The sequence below is a fragment of the Acinetobacter sp. YH01019 genome (genome assembly GCF_013420285.1).
Taxonomy (GTDB): Bacteria; Pseudomonadota; Gammaproteobacteria; order Pseudomonadales; family Moraxellaceae; genus Acinetobacter; species Acinetobacter gandensis.
Window position 1 is genome coordinate 31,883 of the sequence record NZ_VOYM01000018.1, and the last position, 16,204, is coordinate 48,086.

Here is a 16,204-nt window from a genome sequence, read left to right on the forward strand (position 1 = left end):
ACACTCATGTAATATATAACAATCAAGACTTGCTACTTTGGGCTGTCCCAAAGTGGTTCGTGACAATTAAAATTAAATGAGGTTTCCACGTGTTTGGAAAAACGCAGCGCGGTGTATCTGATCGGCCAAATAAGCCTAAAAAACCATTGATTCCAGCATGGCTAGGTACACTTGTCATCATTTTAATCGTGTTGAGTTTCTTAGTTGCGCTCATGCTTTGGAAACCTTGGGAGCCTGTGAAGCCAAAAGGTCAAATTACGTCTGAACATTATCAGGAAGAAACCAATAAAGACTATCGTTTCTACGACCTGTTGCCTCAGCAACAAGTGACGCCAATTCCTGAACAAGCTGTTCCAGAAACCGAAAATAAAGAAACGGTGGTGATTGTTGATGCACCAGAACAAAAGCCAGTTGAAACCACAGAGCCTGGAATAGAAGCCACAGAAACTGCGCCTGTTGCTGCAAGTTATATTCTGCAAGTGCGCAGTTATGATGATCCTGATCAAGCCGATGCACGACGTGCTGAAATTATTTTGAACGGTTTATCAGCCGATGTGATTCAAAGTAATGAAAACGGTAAAATTTGGTACCGTGTCGTGTCTGGCCCTTATGATTCACAAGAAGCCGCTGTGATTGCACAACAGACTTTACGTCATAGTAGCATCGACTCAATTGTTGTAAAACGCTAAGTGACTGAATTAAAAAAGCGCCAAATGGCGCTTTTTTTATCTCTTGTGTTCCCTTACTCGTGGGAGATGAGAAGCACTGCTTTGCAAGGGAAAGAAGCTTTCCCTCCACCTAACCTCCTCCCACAGGGAGAAGGAATTTCATGATATTGAAACTTGATTAAAGTGTATGCCCCATTGCTTCGCCCATTACGACCGTTGAATTGGCTTTGAATGCGGCATCCCATTGCATTTTATTTTCTTCAAATAAAACCACAGCTGTTGAACCCAAGTAGAAACGACCAAGTTCGGCACCTTTTTCCAAGAATAAATCGTGTTGATTTAACTCTAAGCGACCCGTTGGCTTTACCTTCCCTGTTGCAACAGTTTCAATCCCTGCAACGATCATCGCGCCCACGAGTACCACAGCCATACGACCGACTTCAGTATCAAATAAGCAAACCATACGCTCATTGCGCGCAAATAAACCCGGAATGTTTTCCGCAGTGGTTTGGTTCACTGAGAACAACTCACCTGGCACATATAGAGTTTCAGTTAAGGTCCCTGCAAATGGCATATGTACGCGGTGATAATCTTTTGGTGATAGATACACAGTTGCAAATTGACCATTTTTAAAGGGTTCAGCCAATTGTGGATCTGCAATCAAATTTTCAACCGTAAATTTCTGACCTTTGGCCTGAAACACATCACCATTTTCAATTTTACCCAGTTGAGAAATTGCACCATCTGCGGGTGAAACAACACTATTGGCATTGCTGTCAATTTCACGTACACCCTCTTTTAAAGAGCGCGTGAAAAACTCATTGAATGACTTAAATTTTAAGGCATTGCTTTGTTCAGCAATCGACATATCGATGCCATACTGCGCTTTAAATGCAGTAATTACGGCATTTTTCACTACAGGATTTTCACTTGCTGCAAGCTTACCGACAATACGTGATAATTTATGCTGCGGAACAACACGCTGTGCTTGAATAAAAATTTGTTTTTTTAACTGAGATGTAAGGCTCAAGACGGCAACTCTCCGGTGATCACAGGACTATCGAGTCGGTTGCCCCACTCGCTCCACGCACCATCATAAGCTTGAATGTTCCAACCGAGTAAACGTCCCAATATATAAGCCAAGCCTGAACGATGATGAGACTGACAGTACACCACGACAGGTTCGTTTAAATTGAATCCCAATTGTTCTAAGCGTTGTTGTGTGCGTTCTAAAGGATGCAATTTTAAATGATTTTGTCGGTTTAGGGCAGTACTCCATTCGAAATGACGTGCACCTGGAATGTGACCGCCGCGTCGCGCGGCTAAACGTAGTCCGGTATATTCATCTTCGGTACGGCAATCCCATACTTGTACCTGTTGCTGCTGTACCTGTTCCAGCAGCGTCTCGTAAGTCGTTTGGTACTGTTCACGTGCTTGCACATCGACAGTCACCAATGGAGATACTGGTGCAAACTGCTCAACGTCTGATGAGGTTGGCAAGCCCGCACCTAACCACGCATGAATACCACCGTTCAGTAAACTGGTATTTTCAAAACCGAGGCAATGTAAGTTCCAAATTAAACGCCCTGCCCATGCCCCCCCTTCATCGTCATACACCACCACATGATGTTCTGGTGTGATATTCAGGTAAGCAATCAGCTGTTCTAAACCGGCCTGATCAGGCAATAGCCCCATCGCTTGTTCATCTTGGCGTACCAATAGTTTAGGTTGTACATGTAAGGCATGCGGGATATGTAATTGGTCATACACCGAACGACGACTGAGGTCAATAATCCGTAGTTTTTCGTTGCCCAAATGAGGCACTAAATCTTCTGCTTCAATCAGCAGACCAAAATTAAATGTAGATGCAGTCATCGTTTTCGTGTTGTACTTTGCCCGATTGAATTTGATCTTAGCATAAGTCATTTTCACTATTATTCTGAATTTTTGCATTCCTTTAGCAATATTTTAGATATAAAAAAGCCGAATCATTGATTCGGCTTTTTAAGTTTTATCTAAAACTGTGCTTAAGCGCTCACTTCAGAGATGTCAAAAACCTGACGTAAATAAGCCAAGAAGGTGTCGTTATCCGTCATGGTTTTACCCGGACTGTCGGAAATTTTTGCCACAGATTGACCATTACATTCAACCAACTTCAACACGATATTCAGTGCAGTTTGCCCCATATCATTGGTCAAGTTGGTGCCAATACCAAAACTCACTTGGAAACGGTCTTTAAAGTAATTGTGTAAATCCCAAGCTTTTTCAATGTTCAAGCCATCACTGAAAGTCAGCATTTTGGTTTTACTGTCAATTTTAAGCTTTTTATAGTGTGCATATGCTTTGTCACCCCATTCATATGGGTCACCACTATCATGGCGTAAACCATCAAACAATTTGGCAAAGTACAGGTCGAAATCACGTAAGAATGCATCCATTCCAACCACATCGGTCAAGGCAATACCTAAATCACCGCGGTATTCCTGTACCCATGTTTCTAGCGCAGACTTTTGGAAGTTACGTAGACGAACATCAAGCGCTTGGAACGCTTGTAGGAACTCATGCGCCATGGTACCAATTGGAGTAATGTTCAAGTCTTTGGCAATCAGAACATTACTGGTACCACGGAAAATATACGGCGAAGCCTGATTAAATTCTTCAATTACATGCTTTTGCCATGCATAACTATAACGACGACGCGTACCAAAATCAGACACCAAGAATGGTGGATCGTTTGGATTTTGCTGTGCTTCATACTGTTTCAGTAAGGCAATTTTATGCTGTAAACGGCGCTCACCTTCGGCTAAAACTTCAGGTGTACGAATACGTTGGAAATATAGTTCATTGACGATGGCTAAAACAAAGATTTCGAACATCATCGCTTGAACCATTGGGCCTTCTACCCAAATATCGAGGCGACCTTCATCATCAATACCCGCTTTAATAAAACGGCGTTTTAATTGGAATAATTCGAGATAATCAACAAAGTCACTTTTAATAAAACGTAAGCTACGTAAATAAGTCAGTTCATCTTCTTTGAATTTTAACTGGCAAAGCATGTCGAGTTGGCTGTTCAAATCATCCAAAATCTCAACCAGCGGATAAACTGTGTCGTCCAAATTACGGCAACGGAAATGATAAACGCTGTGGGTTTGAGGAAATTTGTGCAACACCACCTGAAGCATGGTGAATTTATATAGATCTGTGTCTAATAAAGAGTGAATGATTGGAGACATAAAGACTTTCAGTTTTTATCAACTCATTGCATTAAAGCATACTTTATTTGAAAAAAGCCGATTGATTTGGTTGAATTCAGTATTAATTCACTCAAATCATCGGCTTTTTCAGTATTTTTCAGCAGGATGAAAAACTTATTTTGCGGTTATTTTTTCAATAATTGCTGATATTTCTCTTCCTGACCAAACTCACGTGCAAACTGCTCTGCTGTTTTCTGCCCAGTTTGTTGCGCATTCATATCACAGTCAACTTGGCGCAATTGTTTGGCAATCGCCCACTCCAGTTTAAACATTGCACCCATCAGCGCAGTGTTGCCTTTATTGTCACGTGCGCAGCGATCTGCTCCATAGGCTAACAATGTCGTCACAATAGGTTGGTGACCATAGTAAGTCGCCATCATCAAGGGTGTGAAGCCTGAGCCATTACGTACATCCACAGGAAAGCCTTTTTTTAAGAACTCATCTATCACTTCTTGATTGCCTATTTTCGCAGCCGCAAAGAATAAATTGATTAGTTCTTGTTGTGAGGCCACCTGATGACTTTCAGACGCCTGAGTCGGGGAGATATCTGCAGCAACTGTAGCCGTTGCGAATGCCGTACTCGCTGCAAAAAGACTCATAAATATTGCGTGCTTCAAAGCTTTCATGATGAACTCCAACAAGAATCAAAATTACAAAGGTGTAAAACAACGGTTTTGAAAAAACATTCAGAAAAGAGTGCCTGTAAAACTCCCCTAGGGTTGCAGGAAAGGATTTGAGTTTTACAGGACTTCTCGGTGGTGACTCCTATACCCTAGTCACCGATTTGATTGACGAATCGAAATTAGTCTTTCAATTGAGCTGCTTTCGCTTTAACAGTCGCGATATTACCGTTTACAGCCTTCGTCATACGTGTACCGTAGTCAGCATCTGCTTTGTAGAAGTAAGACAACATGATGTGTTTCGTTTCTGAATCTTTAACGTTGCCTAAGTCAGCTGCTAAATTCATGATTAAGTTGTCTTTTTCTTTAGCAGTGTATGAACGGTAAAGTTCACCCGCTTGCTTGAAGTTTTGCTCTTTCACAGCACGTTGTTGAACTGTGCCAGAAAGTGGAGTTTCTACCGCACGTGCTTTAGCAGTCGCAGGTTTTGGCTCAATACGGCTTGGTTCGTAGTTCACGTTAGATGAAGTACCGCCAACGTTCATGTAGCCATCTTGGTTGTTGTTGTTCACATTAACCACTGGACGGTTTACAGGAATTTGTTGGTGGTTCGCACCCAAACGGTACATTTGAGTATCTGAGTAAGAGAAGATACGACCTTGTAATAGACGGTCTTCTGATGGCTCGATACCTGGTACTAAGTTACCTGGAGCCAATGCCACTTGTTCCGTTTCTTGGAAGAAGTTTTTCGGCATACGGTTAAGTGTCAACGTACCCACTTTAGTTTCTGGAACTAGGTTAGTTGGCCAGATTTTAGTTGGATCTAGTGGATCGAAGTCAAACTTACCAAGGTCTTTAGGATCCATAACTTGGATGTAAAGATCCCATTTAGGGAAGTTACCCGCGTTGATGTTTTTGTACAAATCGTTAGTCAAGTGGTTGAAGTCTTTACCTTGTAACTCACCCGCTTCTTTAACGTTCAGACCTTTCACGCCTTGTTTAGAGCGGAAGTTGAACTTCACGTATTTGTATTCGCCTTTATCGTTGTACAGTTTGAATGCGTGTACACCGAAGCCGTCTTGTTCACGGTAGCTAGTTGGAACACCTAGGTTACCATACACATAAGTCAACATGTTGGTTGCCCATGGTTGGCTAGACAAAAAGTCAAATACGCGGTTCGCGTCTTGAACGTTGTCAATTGGGCTTGGCTTCATTGCGTGAATGAAGTCAGGGAATTTGATTGCATCACGGATGAAGAATACTGGAGTTTGGTTACCCACTAAATCCCAGTTACCTTCTTGAGTGTAGAACTTGATCGCGAAACCGTGCGGGTCACGTAGAGTTTCTGGCGAATGTTTACCGTGAATTACTGTAGAGAAACGTAGGAATACAGGAGTTTTAGTCCCTGCTTTGAACAATGAAGCTACTGTTAGATCAGATAAATCTTTAGTTGCTACGAACTCACCGTAAGCACCTGTACCACGTGCGTGTACAACACGCTCAGGAATACGCTCACGACCAAAACGCTGTAATTTTTGTACTAATTGCACATCTTGAAGCAATACAGAACCGTTAGGACCTGCTGTAATTGAGTTTTGGTTGTCACCTACAGGTGCACCGTTGTCTTTAGTTAACGCCGCAGCTTGAGTCGCAGCTGTAACTGTTGCAAGCATTGCAACCAGCAAAGAACGCTTAAACATGGTCTATCTCTCTAAATTAAATACCTTTCCTGCACCGCTAAAGATACGGATATTCTTTATAGAGACAAAACAGATAATATTTATTATTTCAATCGTATATTCAGATTATTAAATATTGACCATTTATTTTTCAATTAATTAAGATCAAAAAAACATCAGTTCTGATTAAACAAAAGCTGAGCTTTGCTACAATCATTGTCCTCTTTATCTGAACTATTTGGACCTATATATGCGTGCCTTGTTACAACGAGTTCTTGAAGCCAAAGTCGTGGTCGATGGTCAAGTGACCGGTGAAATCAATCACGGTATTTTGGTTTTTTTGGGACTTGGCAAAGATGATAATTTTGAGAAAGGCAAAAAGCTGATTGATAAGATTTTGAAATATCGTTTTTTTGATGATGAACAAGGCAAAATGGGATGGAATGTGAGCCAAGCAGATGGTGGCATATTATTGGTTTCTCAATTTACCCTCATGGCACAGACGCAAAAAGGTTTACGTCCTGATTTTGGCCCAGCTATGCCGCCAAGCGAAGCAAAAGCCCTCTATGAACAATTGGTCGACTATGCAAAATCACAATTTAAAAATGTACAGACAGGCATTTTTGCAGCGGATATGAAAGTACATTTAGTTAATGATGGGCCGGTCACTTTTAATTTAGAAATTGAATAAAAACGAAGTAATAAAAAAGCCCTCAGTTGAGGGCTTTTTTATTACTTAAATTAAATCTCAGCTTTTACAGCGTTGTAATTAATTTTGCGCGTTGCATCATATCTACTGGAATATCTTTCACAAGCATAACTGTTAATGATTGCTCATTTTTCTGTGCAGCAGTTGTTTGATTCGCATCTAATACCACATTTACATCAGACGGATTCAATGTATACATTGCACCCGTTGCTGGATCAACAATTAACAAACCAATAAGTCCGCCAAAAATAATATTAGCGACATACCAACCATTTACCGTTCCTGTTACCTGTACAGTCTTTGTTTGATAGCCATCTTTTTTAAATGTCACCTCATAAGCTGCAGGTTTAAAGTATCCAGTGCCACGTTTTAAAGTAACAGTTGCAGGTGTGATGCCAGTATGTACTTTTTCTCCAGCTTTATTTGTAATCGAAATCGATGCTTCATCTGGCACTGACTTAAACGTTAAAGTTTGAGTTGACCCCGAAATAATGCTTGCACAACCTGTCATTGTTAATGATGCGGCAATTAAACCCGATGTAATTAATTTTTTCATAAAAATACCCCCTAAAAAGCGGAGGTATTCTTACCAAAAAAGCTTTAAATTTCAATGAAAATTAAATTTATTTACCGGTTTTCTCTTTAATAAATGCACGTGCCAGTTTGATTTTTTCTTTCACTGGTTTTGGCAGCTTAGGTGGAATCAATTTGGCAACTTGGTTAAACCAAACCAATAGGCCAAAATCACCTTCCATTTTAATACTGCCATTTTGCATACCTGTCATAAATGCAGTTGGATCGCCTTTCATTAGCGTTTTCACACCCTGCTCACTGTCTGCAAACTGTAAAACGAAATCAGCTTTTTCCGCATCACCAGCAACCGTATCAATCTGACCATTATTTACAATAATTTGACGTGCTAGCCCCAAGTCCGTACCAATTTGTATACGGAACTGACGTTCATGCACCAATTCAATAAATTTTGGGCTAGTACGTGCTAACTGTTTCATACGAAGAGCCAGACCTGCCACGAGTAAGTCTAATGGATCTGTACTGACATCAACGAAAGGAAGTTTTACGACAGGAATGGATGATAGTTTCATGACTTGAAGCCTATTGTAATTGTTGGAAAATTGACTGGCTTCATCCTACCATAACTTCGGTTTTCAGAAGTAAGCCTTTGTATCTCTATACTCACTGATGAGTTCATAAAAAATGCGCCCTTGGGCGCATTTTGTTTTGTTATTTTTTAAATTAACGACTAGAGCACTGCTGTTCTTCATCATAGACCGGTGTATGTTCAATACATTGGCGTTTTGCTAATGCGCGTTCAGCACGACGATCTTCACGTAATAACACCAAAGTGAAGACCACCATAGCTGCCATTAGCGCTGTTAAATAACTATAGGTCACAGGCAATTCGAACATGGTTTGTGTGCCATAACGAATCACTTCAATCAGCCCCCACACCAGCATCCCCGCTAGCATAAAACCCAACCAGCGACGATAAGGCGAGAAGAAAACAGCAATCACAGCAGCCGATACCAAGCTCAGGCCAACGATGGTTGCTAAATTCGCTGTTAACATAAAAACCTCCGTCATGTGACAGGTGACATCTCTTGTTGTGACAGGATGCTGACCTGTCTCACTACTGTGTATTCAGTAAATAGATTTGGTCGATCTCAATCTCTTGCAAGCATTATGCTGAGTTTTTTGCATAAAAAAAGTCTGTATTTTTGTCCTTGCGACACACCTTGTCGCAACATTATTTTGTCATTACATTTTTTCTTTTTAGATAATTTCTGGAACAATGATGACATCTCGTCTCGCGTGTCATTACAAAAAAAACCATGCTTTTTTGCCTAAATAAATTAATTTTTCGAATGCTGTTAATCGTTGTTTTTATCAACAATTTTTATTTACCACTCATCGGACAGCGACTTGAATTGGTATAAAAAAACGCAGCAAGAATGCTGCGTTTAAAATATCAAACCAAACTTATTTAAGCACGGTTTAAATCTTTATCATGTACACCCAATAGGTAAAGCACCCCATCTAAGCCAACACTTGAAATGGCTTGATTGGCATTTTGGCGTACCAATGGCTTAGCACGGAACGCCACGCCAAGACCTGCCAATGACAACATTGGTAAGTCATTGGCACCATCACCCACAGCAATGGCTTGCTCCAGTGAAATTCCCATTTCTTCAGCAATTTGAGTCAATAAAAATGCTTTACGTGCACCATCCACAATGTGGCCTTTTACTTCACCTGTCACCACACCATCTTGCACGTCAAGCACATTGGCGTGCACTTCATCAATGCCGAGTTTGGCTTGAAGATATTCAGCAAAATATTGGAAGCCACCCGACAAAATGGCGGTGCGGTAACCCAATGCTTTCAAAGTTGAAATTAAGCGTTCAGCACCTTCGGTCACGGTAAGACGTTCAGCAATTTTTGGCAGTACAGATGCATCCATACCTTTAAGTAACGCCACACGTGCACGGAAGCTGGCTTGGAAGTCCAATTCACCTTGCATTGCACGCTCAGTGATTTCAGCCACTTGCGCACCCACGCCTGCTTCAATGGCAAGTTCATCAATGACTTCTTGCTCAATTAAGGTAGAGTCCATGTCGAAACAAACCAAACGGCGGTTACGACGGTAAGCATTGTCTTCCTGAACTGCTACGTCTACGCCCAATTCAGTAGACAGACGTAAGCAAGCAGCACGCATTGCGGTTGCATCTAACATTTGCCCTTTCAGACCAAACTGAACACAGGCACGTTTCGGCCCCTCAACAGCTCCCTCTAACTCAGCACGACCCGATAAACGGGTCACAGTTTCAATATTGAAGCCTTGGCTCGACACAATATTTGTAACTGCCTGTAAATGAGAAGCCTGCAATTCTGGCGCAAGTGCCGTCACGATATAGCGTGTACGGCCTCCCTCATTTACCCATTGTTGATATTCTGTTGTAGAGATTGGTTTAAAGCGCACTGTTAAGCCAATATCATGTGCTAAAATCAACATTTCCTTCATGGCTAATGCTGTCGCAGTCTGATCTTCCGACGAAACAACAATACCTAAAGTCAGCTGATTATGGATGACTGCTTGTCCAACATCTAAAATCTGTAAGGAATGAGCGGACAGAACCTGCATTAATCGTGTAAATTGATTAGGTTGGTCAGGTCCTAAAAATGATATAAGAATGATTTCTCGCATGAATTGACTCGGGTCTGAGCTACAACTATTGTAAGAATCATAATCGAAATTGAATAGAATTGCCTTGGAAGTTTACGTTGAATGCGCCTAGACAAGGGCTATTTGCTAGCCTATTAGTAGTTTGTTTCGCTTTACATACCTTTTTATTGGTATTGGCAACAACCCACCAACTGAACGAAAACCGTGCCAGTCAGGGACAGCTCATGACCACTCAATTGGTCACAGACAGTTTATCTGAGTTGGAACCTGCCAATACTGTGTCTTTAGCATTATTGGCTGATCGCTATGCGACAAATCCGAGTGTTGCATCTATTCGGATCTTAAATGCCAACAATCAAGTATTAGCAACCGGTGGTTTGACCAAAACCCGTGATGGCGAAATATTTGTTCGTGATGCTCTACAAAATGAGAAAAAAGTCGGCACCGTTGAAATTACCCTGATTAAACCAAGCATTGGTGAGATTCTACGTACCCAATGGGCAGCGATTCTATTTTCATTGTTCTTACACGGTTTATTATGGTTAGCCTATCGTGCTATTGCCCGTCCAAGCCGTACAGAATATTTGGCGCGCATTAACAACGTATCTCGTTTGAAACATGAAATTCAAACATTGACCCAAGCATTAGAGCAAGAAAAGCATAATGCTGCCGTTGCGATTGCGCAGGCGCAGCAAAATGCGCAAGCCAAGGCCAAACATAAAGAAATTAAACCTGTGGTACTCGATAGCAATAGCTTGGCATTGAATATTCAATTTTATGATCCGAAACAATTGCTCGATACGGTCAATAAAACTGTTTCTGTGCCATATTTTAATTTGTGTCAAATTTTCTTAAATAAAGCCACCGAACTGTGTTTGCAACACTACAAACTTAACAGTTCAGACATTAGCACCGTGCACAAATTTGATGAGCATGGCGCAACCATCAGCATGACTGCTGATACACCTGATGCGTTACGTTGCTTGACGATGATCAGTGCTGTGTTCCAATTATTGTCTGATGTTTTATATAAGCGCTACCGTGAAGAAAAGCGTTTCGTACTGCAAACTCGCAGTGCAATTTCAAGCTCAGTGGAGGCGATGCAGCTTTCTTCTGTTCAAGCGGCCGAGCGTTTGGTACAACAATTATCTGCTAAAGAAAGTGCGATGCATGTGCCAACCACATTATTAAAAGACATTGCCGATCACTTCCAGTTGGTCAGCTTGCCAAATCCAACTAATGTACTCACTCGACACGCCTTTATTATCAATGGTATGGACAGTGATGCAGCCGAATTGGCACAAAGTTTCCGTACTGAAATTTTAAAGTCGAAGCAATCGAAAGCTTCTTAATTCTACCGAATAAAAAAATCCCGCCTTAGGCGGGATTTTTTTATTCAACGGGCTTAAACCGTTGAAGCTTTTTGTTCTATCAAATAACGCTGCGCACTGTGCACCGCTTCATTTTCAACACCATTTACTTTGAACCACTGCCCGTCCGATTGTAATTCCCAAGCATTTTGATTGTCTTGTAAATAATTCAACAAACCATCTTTAATAATGCGTTTTTTCAAACGACCGTCCACAATTGGAAAACACGTTTCTACCCGAGAAAATAGGTTACGCCCCATCCAGTCCGCACTGGCACAGTACAAACGCTTTTCTCCACCCTGCTCAAAATAATACACCCGCGTATGTTCTAAGAAACGCCCTACCACTGAACGAACATGAATATTTTCAGATAAATCCTTAACCTGTGGGATCAAGCAACAAATTGAACGTACGATTAAATCGACCTGCACACCTGCTTGAGAAGCACGATATAAAGCAGCGATCAATTGTGGCTCAGTCAAAGCATTGACCTTAATGATAATTCGCGCAGATTGACCCACTTTGGCACAGTCAATTTCCTGTTCAATTAACTTGAGCAATTCGATGTGTAAAGTAAAAGGTGCGTGTAACAAGGCTTTTAATTTGGCCATTTTGCCCATGCCCGTCAGCTCTTGGAACATTCGGTGTACGTCTTCACAAATATCTGGCTGCGTGGTCATCAAGCCATAATCCGTGTACATGCGAGCATTGCCAGCATGATAGTTTCCAGTGCCTAAATGGACATAGCGTAGTAGCTGATTATTTTCTCGGCGAACGATTAAAATCATTTTGGCGTGGGTCTTATATCCCACTATGCCATATACCACGACAGCACCAGCTTCTTGCAGAATATTCGCCACGGTAATATTTGATTCTTCATCGAAACGCGCACGCAGTTCAATGACAGCCGTTACTTCCTTACCATTACGAGCCGCTTCGGCAAGCACTTGTACAATTTCAGAATCAGGGCCACTGCGGTATAAAGTTTGTTTAATCGCCAAAACTTTTGGATCTTTCGCCGCTTCACGCAATAAATTAATCACAGGCTGAAATGAATCAAAAGGATGATGCAAAAGCACATCTTGCGACTTGAGCACATCAAACATACCAGTTTGCTTACGTAAAACTTTGGGTATCACTGGCGTATAGATTGGATATTTTAGCTCTGGGCGTTTAAAACTAGTGCTTAAACGCGATAAATTAATTGGACCATCAATGCGATAAAGTTCGTTGGGGGTCAAATCAAATTCATTCAGCAAATAATCAATAATAGTTTGTGGGCAATCATCTTCAATTTCGAGGCGCACAGCGCGACCAAAGCGTCGTGACGATAATTCATCTTTCAATGCCACGGCTAAATCATCGACATCTTCAGCCAAAACCAAATCGGCATTCCGCGTCACACGAAAGGCATAACAGCCTTTGGCTTTCATACCCGGAAATAGTTCATTGATATGCTGTTGAATAATTGCAGTCAAAAAGATTTGCGTATCGGTATTTCCCGCAACATCAGCCGGCATGTGAATGAGTCGGGGCAAGGAACGCGGTGCTGGCACAATCGCCATCTCAATTGCACGGCCAAAGGCATCTTTGCCTTCAAGACTGACAATAAAATTTAAGCTTTTATTAACTAACCGAGGAAATGGATGCGATGGATCTAAGCTGATTGGCGTCAGGACAGGCTGCACTTCTTTACTAAAATACTGACTAATCCATGGCTTATGCTTTTCTAATATATCTTGGAACTGAATAAAGCGAATGCCTTGTGCTTGCAGAGCTGGAAGAATCGCATGATTTAGCACATTGTATTGCTGCTGTACTGTTTGATGGATGATCTCAGACAATTCATCCAAAATCACTTCAGTTGGGATTGCATCTGGTGTACGCGCTATGGCATTCAAATCACGTTGTTTCATCAATCCTGCAATACGAATTTCAAAAAATTCATCCAAATTTCGTGAAAAAATAATGAGAAAATTCAACCGTTCTAATAAAGGTAATTGATCATCTAATGCTTGTGCCAAAACCCGACGATGAAAGGCCAAAAGCGATAATTCACGATTAAAATAGGTTTCAGATGAATGCTGAAAATGTTCCATACCCTCTCAATGCTGCTTAAAACAGTCTATATAAAGTGTTTAGCCGGCATGTTAGGCAGCAGTTATGACATTTATGTTACAAAGCTTAGGATTGGGCTAAAAACCTTTAGATTGATTGTTTTACTCCATTCATCTTCATATAAAAAAATATAAAAGGAGAGCGATGCTCTCCTTTTCATTTTGAAATACGTTTTAACGTGAATCTGTCGGTTGAGAGGTTTTAGATGGCTCTTCGCTACGACTGGCCCAATAGGTTGCCAAAGCAGGCCCTGAAATATTATGCCATAGGCTGAAAATCGCACTTGGAACTGCGGTCAAAGGTAATGCAGCAAAATGGGTCGCAGCCAAAGCCACACCCAAACCTGAGTTTTGCATACCGACTTCAATCGATACGGCTTTACAGTCAGCATAAGGCAATTTAAACAAGCGGCTGGCCCAAAAGCCCAATAAATAACCCAAACCGTTATGCAAAGCCACCACAGCTAAAATCAATAGACCAGACTCTAAAATCTGCACCCGACTGCCAGCAATAATCGCAGCCACAATCGCAACGATCGCCACCACTGAAATTAAAGGCATGACCTGAATATAGGCTTCAACTTTGCTTTTAAAAATGGTGCGAATAATTAAACCAACAATGATCGGGAACAACACCACTTGTAAAATTGATACCAACATCGACATGGCATTAATTTCAATCCACTGACTCGCCAACAGGTAAAAAATAGCAGGGGTCAAAATCGGAGCAAGTAATGTTGAAACTGACGTACATGCCACCGAAAGCGCCGTATTGCCCTTCGCCATATAAGTGATGACATTAGAAGCCGTTCCCCCAGGGCAACATCCCACCAAAATCACCCCAATCGCAATCTCCGTCGGTAATTGCAATAATTTACACAGTGCAAAAGCTAAACCTGGCATCACGATGAATTGTGCTAATACCCCTATCACCACTGCTTTCGGGCTTTGTAATACACTTTTAAAATCACCTAGCGTCATGGTCATGCCCATACCAAGCATGATGATACCTAACATCCATGGAATATAGGCTTTTAGCCATACAAATAAGTCTGGTAGCAACATGGCTATGCCAGCAAACAACAAGACCCACAGCGCAAAAGTCTTTTGAATAAATTGTGTGAATTTTAAGAAAGCCGACATTGTCATCTTCCATTGGTAGGGGAAATTAAAAAAGGCACCTCATTGTGCCTTTTCTTAGAATATTACTGGAACACCTTAGGTCAAAGATACGGCCTGAGCATGTTGCTGCACAATATCTTTCAGGTAAATACGTTTTACCCCTTTGGCTAACATCTCCTGCCAAGCGTGTTGTAATGAACCTTGCAAATCAATACCTTTGGTTAAGTCAGCAATGACATAAGTTTCAAAACCTAATTTACATGCATCCATCGCCGTCCACGCTACACAAAAGTCTGTTGCAATACCGACTACAAAAACTGTGTCGATACCGCGCTCACGTAAATATCCGGCCAGTCCTGTTGAGGTCTGTTGATCAGCTTCCATAAATGCAGAATAGCTATCAATGTGTTGATGAAAACCTTTTCGAATGACCAATTGTGCACTTGGTAAATTTAAATCTGGATGTAGCTCTGCATCTTTTGTGCCTTGTACACAATGTGCTGGCCAAAGCACCTGTGTGCCATAGCTCAGCTCAATACTGTCATAAGGTGCATGACCCTGATGATTTTCAGCAAAGGAAATATGATCGGCTGGATGCCAGTCCTGCGTTAATACAATATTCTTGAAATACTGCCCGAGCTGATTAATCCCCGGAATAATTTGGTCTGCATGTGCAACCGCCAAATTCCCCCCGGGGGTAAAACCATTTTGTACATCGACAACAATCAGTGCGGTATTTTTCTGCATAATTTCAATCCATTCCAATGCATAAAATGCGTAAAGCCAAGCTGGCTGTATTTCAAAATTTAAGTTGTAGTATTTAGTCTAACGCATAAAAATAAAATGACTGCCCATCCTGACAATAACGATACTTCGGCAAATGTTGTATTAATTGCCGCGCAAATCGTGGGTAAATTCGGGCTTTACGTGCAGTCGAAGCATGAAAATAAAAATAGCGAGGTTGCTGACGCTGAATATAATTGACTAAATGCTCGCGTGTCTGCTGCATCACCGCAAAAGCATTTATATTTTCCGACACATCTTCATAAGTTGGCTCATCAGCAAAGGCGAGCCATGCGTTACGCTGTGGTTGTTGCGTACTGCGCTTAAATACTTGTTTGAGTTCGAGTGTAACTTCATATTGATATAGCTTTAAACTAAATTCACGTTGATCCACTTTAAATTGTGCAACCAATTTCTTTTCAAACATAGCACCTCAATTTTATTTATTCGTCTTCTTTTTTCGACTTATTATTTCATTTTTTAAAACTGTTTTATCAATGAGTTTGCTTTATCAGGTCTTAAATTGTCGCATTGACATCCTCACCCCCTTAAAAAGGGTGATTCCTACAGCTAGACGCTTATGCCCAAGCGCAAGAATGTTTAGAGCTGAGTTTATATCTCGATCATGAGCTGTACCACAGCTCATGCACTCCCATTCTCTTATTCCAAGATCTGTC

The 16,204-nt window shown here is 41.3% G+C and carries 17 protein-coding genes; 3 read left to right on the forward strand and 14 right to left on the reverse strand.

Annotated features, from left to right (window positions below; all coding sequences use genetic code 11):
* Window positions 1–89: 89 nt before the first annotated feature.
* Window positions 90–689, forward strand: a complete 600-nt coding sequence (locus tag FTT84_RS06605; protein ID WP_067761700.1) for an SPOR domain-containing protein — start codon at window positions 90–92, stop codon at window positions 687–689.
* Between the two features lie 157 nt (window positions 690–846).
* Here FTT84_RS06605 and asd read toward each other — a convergent pair whose 3' ends face one another.
* From asd to FTT84_RS06630, 5 genes are all read right to left on the reverse strand, one after another.
* A complete protein-coding gene (gene asd / locus FTT84_RS06610) occupies window positions 847–1,698 on the reverse strand; it encodes an archaetidylserine decarboxylase (RefSeq protein ID WP_180080529.1) in 852 nt (283 codons plus the stop codon).
* On the reverse strand, window positions 1,695–2,543 hold the full coding sequence (locus FTT84_RS06615) for a sulfurtransferase (RefSeq protein ID WP_067761834.1): 849 nt from the start codon (window positions 2,541–2,543) through the stop codon (window positions 1,695–1,697). Before FTT84_RS06615 ends, asd begins: the two co-directional genes overlap by 4 nt.
* Before the next feature lie 152 nt (window positions 2,544–2,695).
* Window positions 2,696–3,904 carry a nicotinate phosphoribosyltransferase gene (pncB, locus tag FTT84_RS06620; protein ID WP_067761704.1) on the reverse strand — a complete coding sequence of 403 codons (1,209 nt, stop codon included), beginning with the start codon at window positions 3,902–3,904 and terminating at the stop codon, window positions 2,696–2,698.
* A 146-nt stretch (window positions 3,905–4,050) separates the two neighbouring features.
* The gene (locus FTT84_RS06625; RefSeq protein WP_180080526.1) at window positions 4,051–4,551 is read right to left on the reverse strand and encodes an ankyrin repeat domain-containing protein; all 501 of its coding nucleotides are present in this window, start codon (window positions 4,549–4,551) and stop codon (window positions 4,051–4,053) included.
* 176 nt (window positions 4,552–4,727) lie between these two features.
* Window positions 4,728–6,245: a catalase gene (locus tag FTT84_RS06630; protein WP_180080524.1), complete on the reverse strand. Its 1,518-nt coding sequence runs from the start codon at window positions 6,243–6,245 to the stop codon at window positions 4,728–4,730.
* A gap of 229 nt (window positions 6,246–6,474) precedes the next feature.
* On the opposite strand from FTT84_RS06630, the gene dtd reads away from it, so the two are divergent.
* Window positions 6,475–6,915 carry a D-aminoacyl-tRNA deacylase gene (gene dtd / locus FTT84_RS06635; RefSeq protein WP_180080521.1) on the forward strand — a complete coding sequence of 147 codons (441 nt, stop codon included), beginning with the start codon at window positions 6,475–6,477 and terminating at the stop codon, window positions 6,913–6,915.
* Window positions 6,916–6,979: 64 nt separating this feature from the next.
* Here dtd and FTT84_RS06640 read toward each other — a convergent pair whose 3' ends face one another.
* The 4 genes from FTT84_RS06640 to serB form a co-directional block, all read right to left on the reverse strand.
* A complete protein-coding gene (locus FTT84_RS06640) occupies window positions 6,980–7,489 on the reverse strand; it encodes a hypothetical protein (RefSeq protein WP_180080518.1) in 510 nt (169 codons plus the stop codon).
* A gap of 67 nt (window positions 7,490–7,556) precedes the next feature.
* Window positions 7,557–8,036 carry an SCP2 sterol-binding domain-containing protein gene (locus FTT84_RS06645; RefSeq protein ID WP_180080515.1) on the reverse strand — a complete coding sequence of 160 codons (480 nt, stop codon included), beginning with the start codon at window positions 8,034–8,036 and terminating at the stop codon, window positions 7,557–7,559.
* Between the two features lie 151 nt (window positions 8,037–8,187).
* A complete protein-coding gene (gene aciT, locus FTT84_RS06650; protein WP_067761836.1) occupies window positions 8,188–8,520 on the reverse strand; it encodes a ciprofloxacin tolerance protein AciT in 333 nt (110 codons plus the stop codon).
* 415 nt (window positions 8,521–8,935) lie between these two features.
* The gene (serB, locus tag FTT84_RS06655; protein WP_180080512.1) at window positions 8,936–10,156 is read right to left on the reverse strand and encodes a phosphoserine phosphatase SerB; all 1,221 of its coding nucleotides are present in this window, start codon (window positions 10,154–10,156) and stop codon (window positions 8,936–8,938) included.
* Between the two features lie 77 nt (window positions 10,157–10,233).
* Here serB and FTT84_RS06660 point away from each other — a divergent pair, with 77 nt between their 5' ends.
* A complete protein-coding gene (locus FTT84_RS06660; RefSeq protein ID WP_067761718.1) occupies window positions 10,234–11,487 on the forward strand; it encodes a hypothetical protein in 1,254 nt (417 codons plus the stop codon).
* Window positions 11,488–11,540: 53 nt separating this feature from the next.
* Here the strand turns inward: FTT84_RS06660 and ppk1 are convergent, their stop codons facing one another.
* The 5 genes from ppk1 to FTT84_RS06685 all read right to left on the reverse strand — a co-directional run.
* Window positions 11,541–13,604 carry a polyphosphate kinase 1 gene (gene ppk1 / locus FTT84_RS06665; RefSeq protein ID WP_180057986.1) on the reverse strand — a complete coding sequence of 688 codons (2,064 nt, stop codon included), beginning with the start codon at window positions 13,602–13,604 and terminating at the stop codon, window positions 11,541–11,543.
* Window positions 13,605–13,796: 192 nt separating this feature from the next.
* Window positions 13,797–14,765 carry a bile acid:sodium symporter family protein gene (locus FTT84_RS06670; protein ID WP_180080509.1) on the reverse strand — a complete coding sequence of 323 codons (969 nt, stop codon included), beginning with the start codon at window positions 14,763–14,765 and terminating at the stop codon, window positions 13,797–13,799.
* A 75-nt stretch (window positions 14,766–14,840) separates the two neighbouring features.
* Window positions 14,841–15,491: a bifunctional nicotinamidase/pyrazinamidase gene (pncA, locus tag FTT84_RS06675; RefSeq protein ID WP_067761725.1), complete on the reverse strand. Its 651-nt coding sequence runs from the start codon at window positions 15,489–15,491 to the stop codon at window positions 14,841–14,843.
* Between the two features lie 73 nt (window positions 15,492–15,564).
* Complete coding sequence (locus FTT84_RS06680) at window positions 15,565–15,954, reverse strand: hypothetical protein (RefSeq protein WP_180080506.1); 390 nt, start codon at window positions 15,952–15,954, stop codon at window positions 15,565–15,567.
* 84 nt (window positions 15,955–16,038) lie between these two features.
* The coding region (locus FTT84_RS06685; RefSeq protein WP_180191836.1) for a zinc ribbon domain-containing protein at window positions 16,039–16,204 on the reverse strand (166 nt) is incomplete at its 5' end.

What these genes read in the sequence shown, in the direction of transcription:
- ppk1 (WP_180057986.1), bottom strand. Translation starts at nt 13,604, where the DNA reads ATGGAACATTTTCAGCATTCATCTGAAACCTATTTTAATCGTGAATTA.
- FTT84_RS06615 (WP_067761834.1), bottom strand. Translation starts at nt 2,543, where the DNA reads ATGACTGCATCTACATTTAATTTTGGTCTGCTGATTGAAGCAGAAGAT.
- FTT84_RS06630 (WP_180080524.1), bottom strand. Translation starts at nt 6,245, where the DNA reads ATGTTTAAGCGTTCTTTGCTGGTTGCAATGCTTGCAACAGTTACAGCT.
- FTT84_RS06670 (WP_180080509.1), bottom strand. Translation starts at nt 14,765, where the DNA reads ATGTCGGCTTTCTTAAAATTCACACAATTTATTCAAAAGACTTTTGCG.
- serB (WP_180080512.1), bottom strand. Translation starts at nt 10,156, where the DNA reads ATGCGAGAAATCATTCTTATATCATTTTTAGGACCTGACCAACCTAAT.
- FTT84_RS06680 (WP_180080506.1), bottom strand. Translation starts at nt 15,954, where the DNA reads ATGTTTGAAAAGAAATTGGTTGCACAATTTAAAGTGGATCAACGTGAA.
- dtd (WP_180080521.1), top strand. Translation starts at nt 6,475, where the DNA reads ATGCGTGCCTTGTTACAACGAGTTCTTGAAGCCAAAGTCGTGGTCGAT.
- FTT84_RS06625 (WP_180080526.1), bottom strand. Translation starts at nt 4,551, where the DNA reads ATGAAAGCTTTGAAGCACGCAATATTTATGAGTCTTTTTGCAGCGAGT.
- pncA (WP_067761725.1), bottom strand. Translation starts at nt 15,491, where the DNA reads ATGCAGAAAAATACCGCACTGATTGTTGTCGATGTACAAAATGGTTTT.
- FTT84_RS06640 (WP_180080518.1), bottom strand. Translation starts at nt 7,489, where the DNA reads ATGAAAAAATTAATTACATCGGGTTTAATTGCCGCATCATTAACAATG.
- FTT84_RS06645 (WP_180080515.1), bottom strand. Translation starts at nt 8,036, where the DNA reads ATGAAACTATCATCCATTCCTGTCGTAAAACTTCCTTTCGTTGATGTC.
- aciT (WP_067761836.1), bottom strand. Translation starts at nt 8,520, where the DNA reads ATGTTAACAGCGAATTTAGCAACCATCGTTGGCCTGAGCTTGGTATCG.
- pncB (WP_067761704.1), bottom strand. Translation starts at nt 3,904, where the DNA reads ATGTCTCCAATCATTCACTCTTTATTAGACACAGATCTATATAAATTC.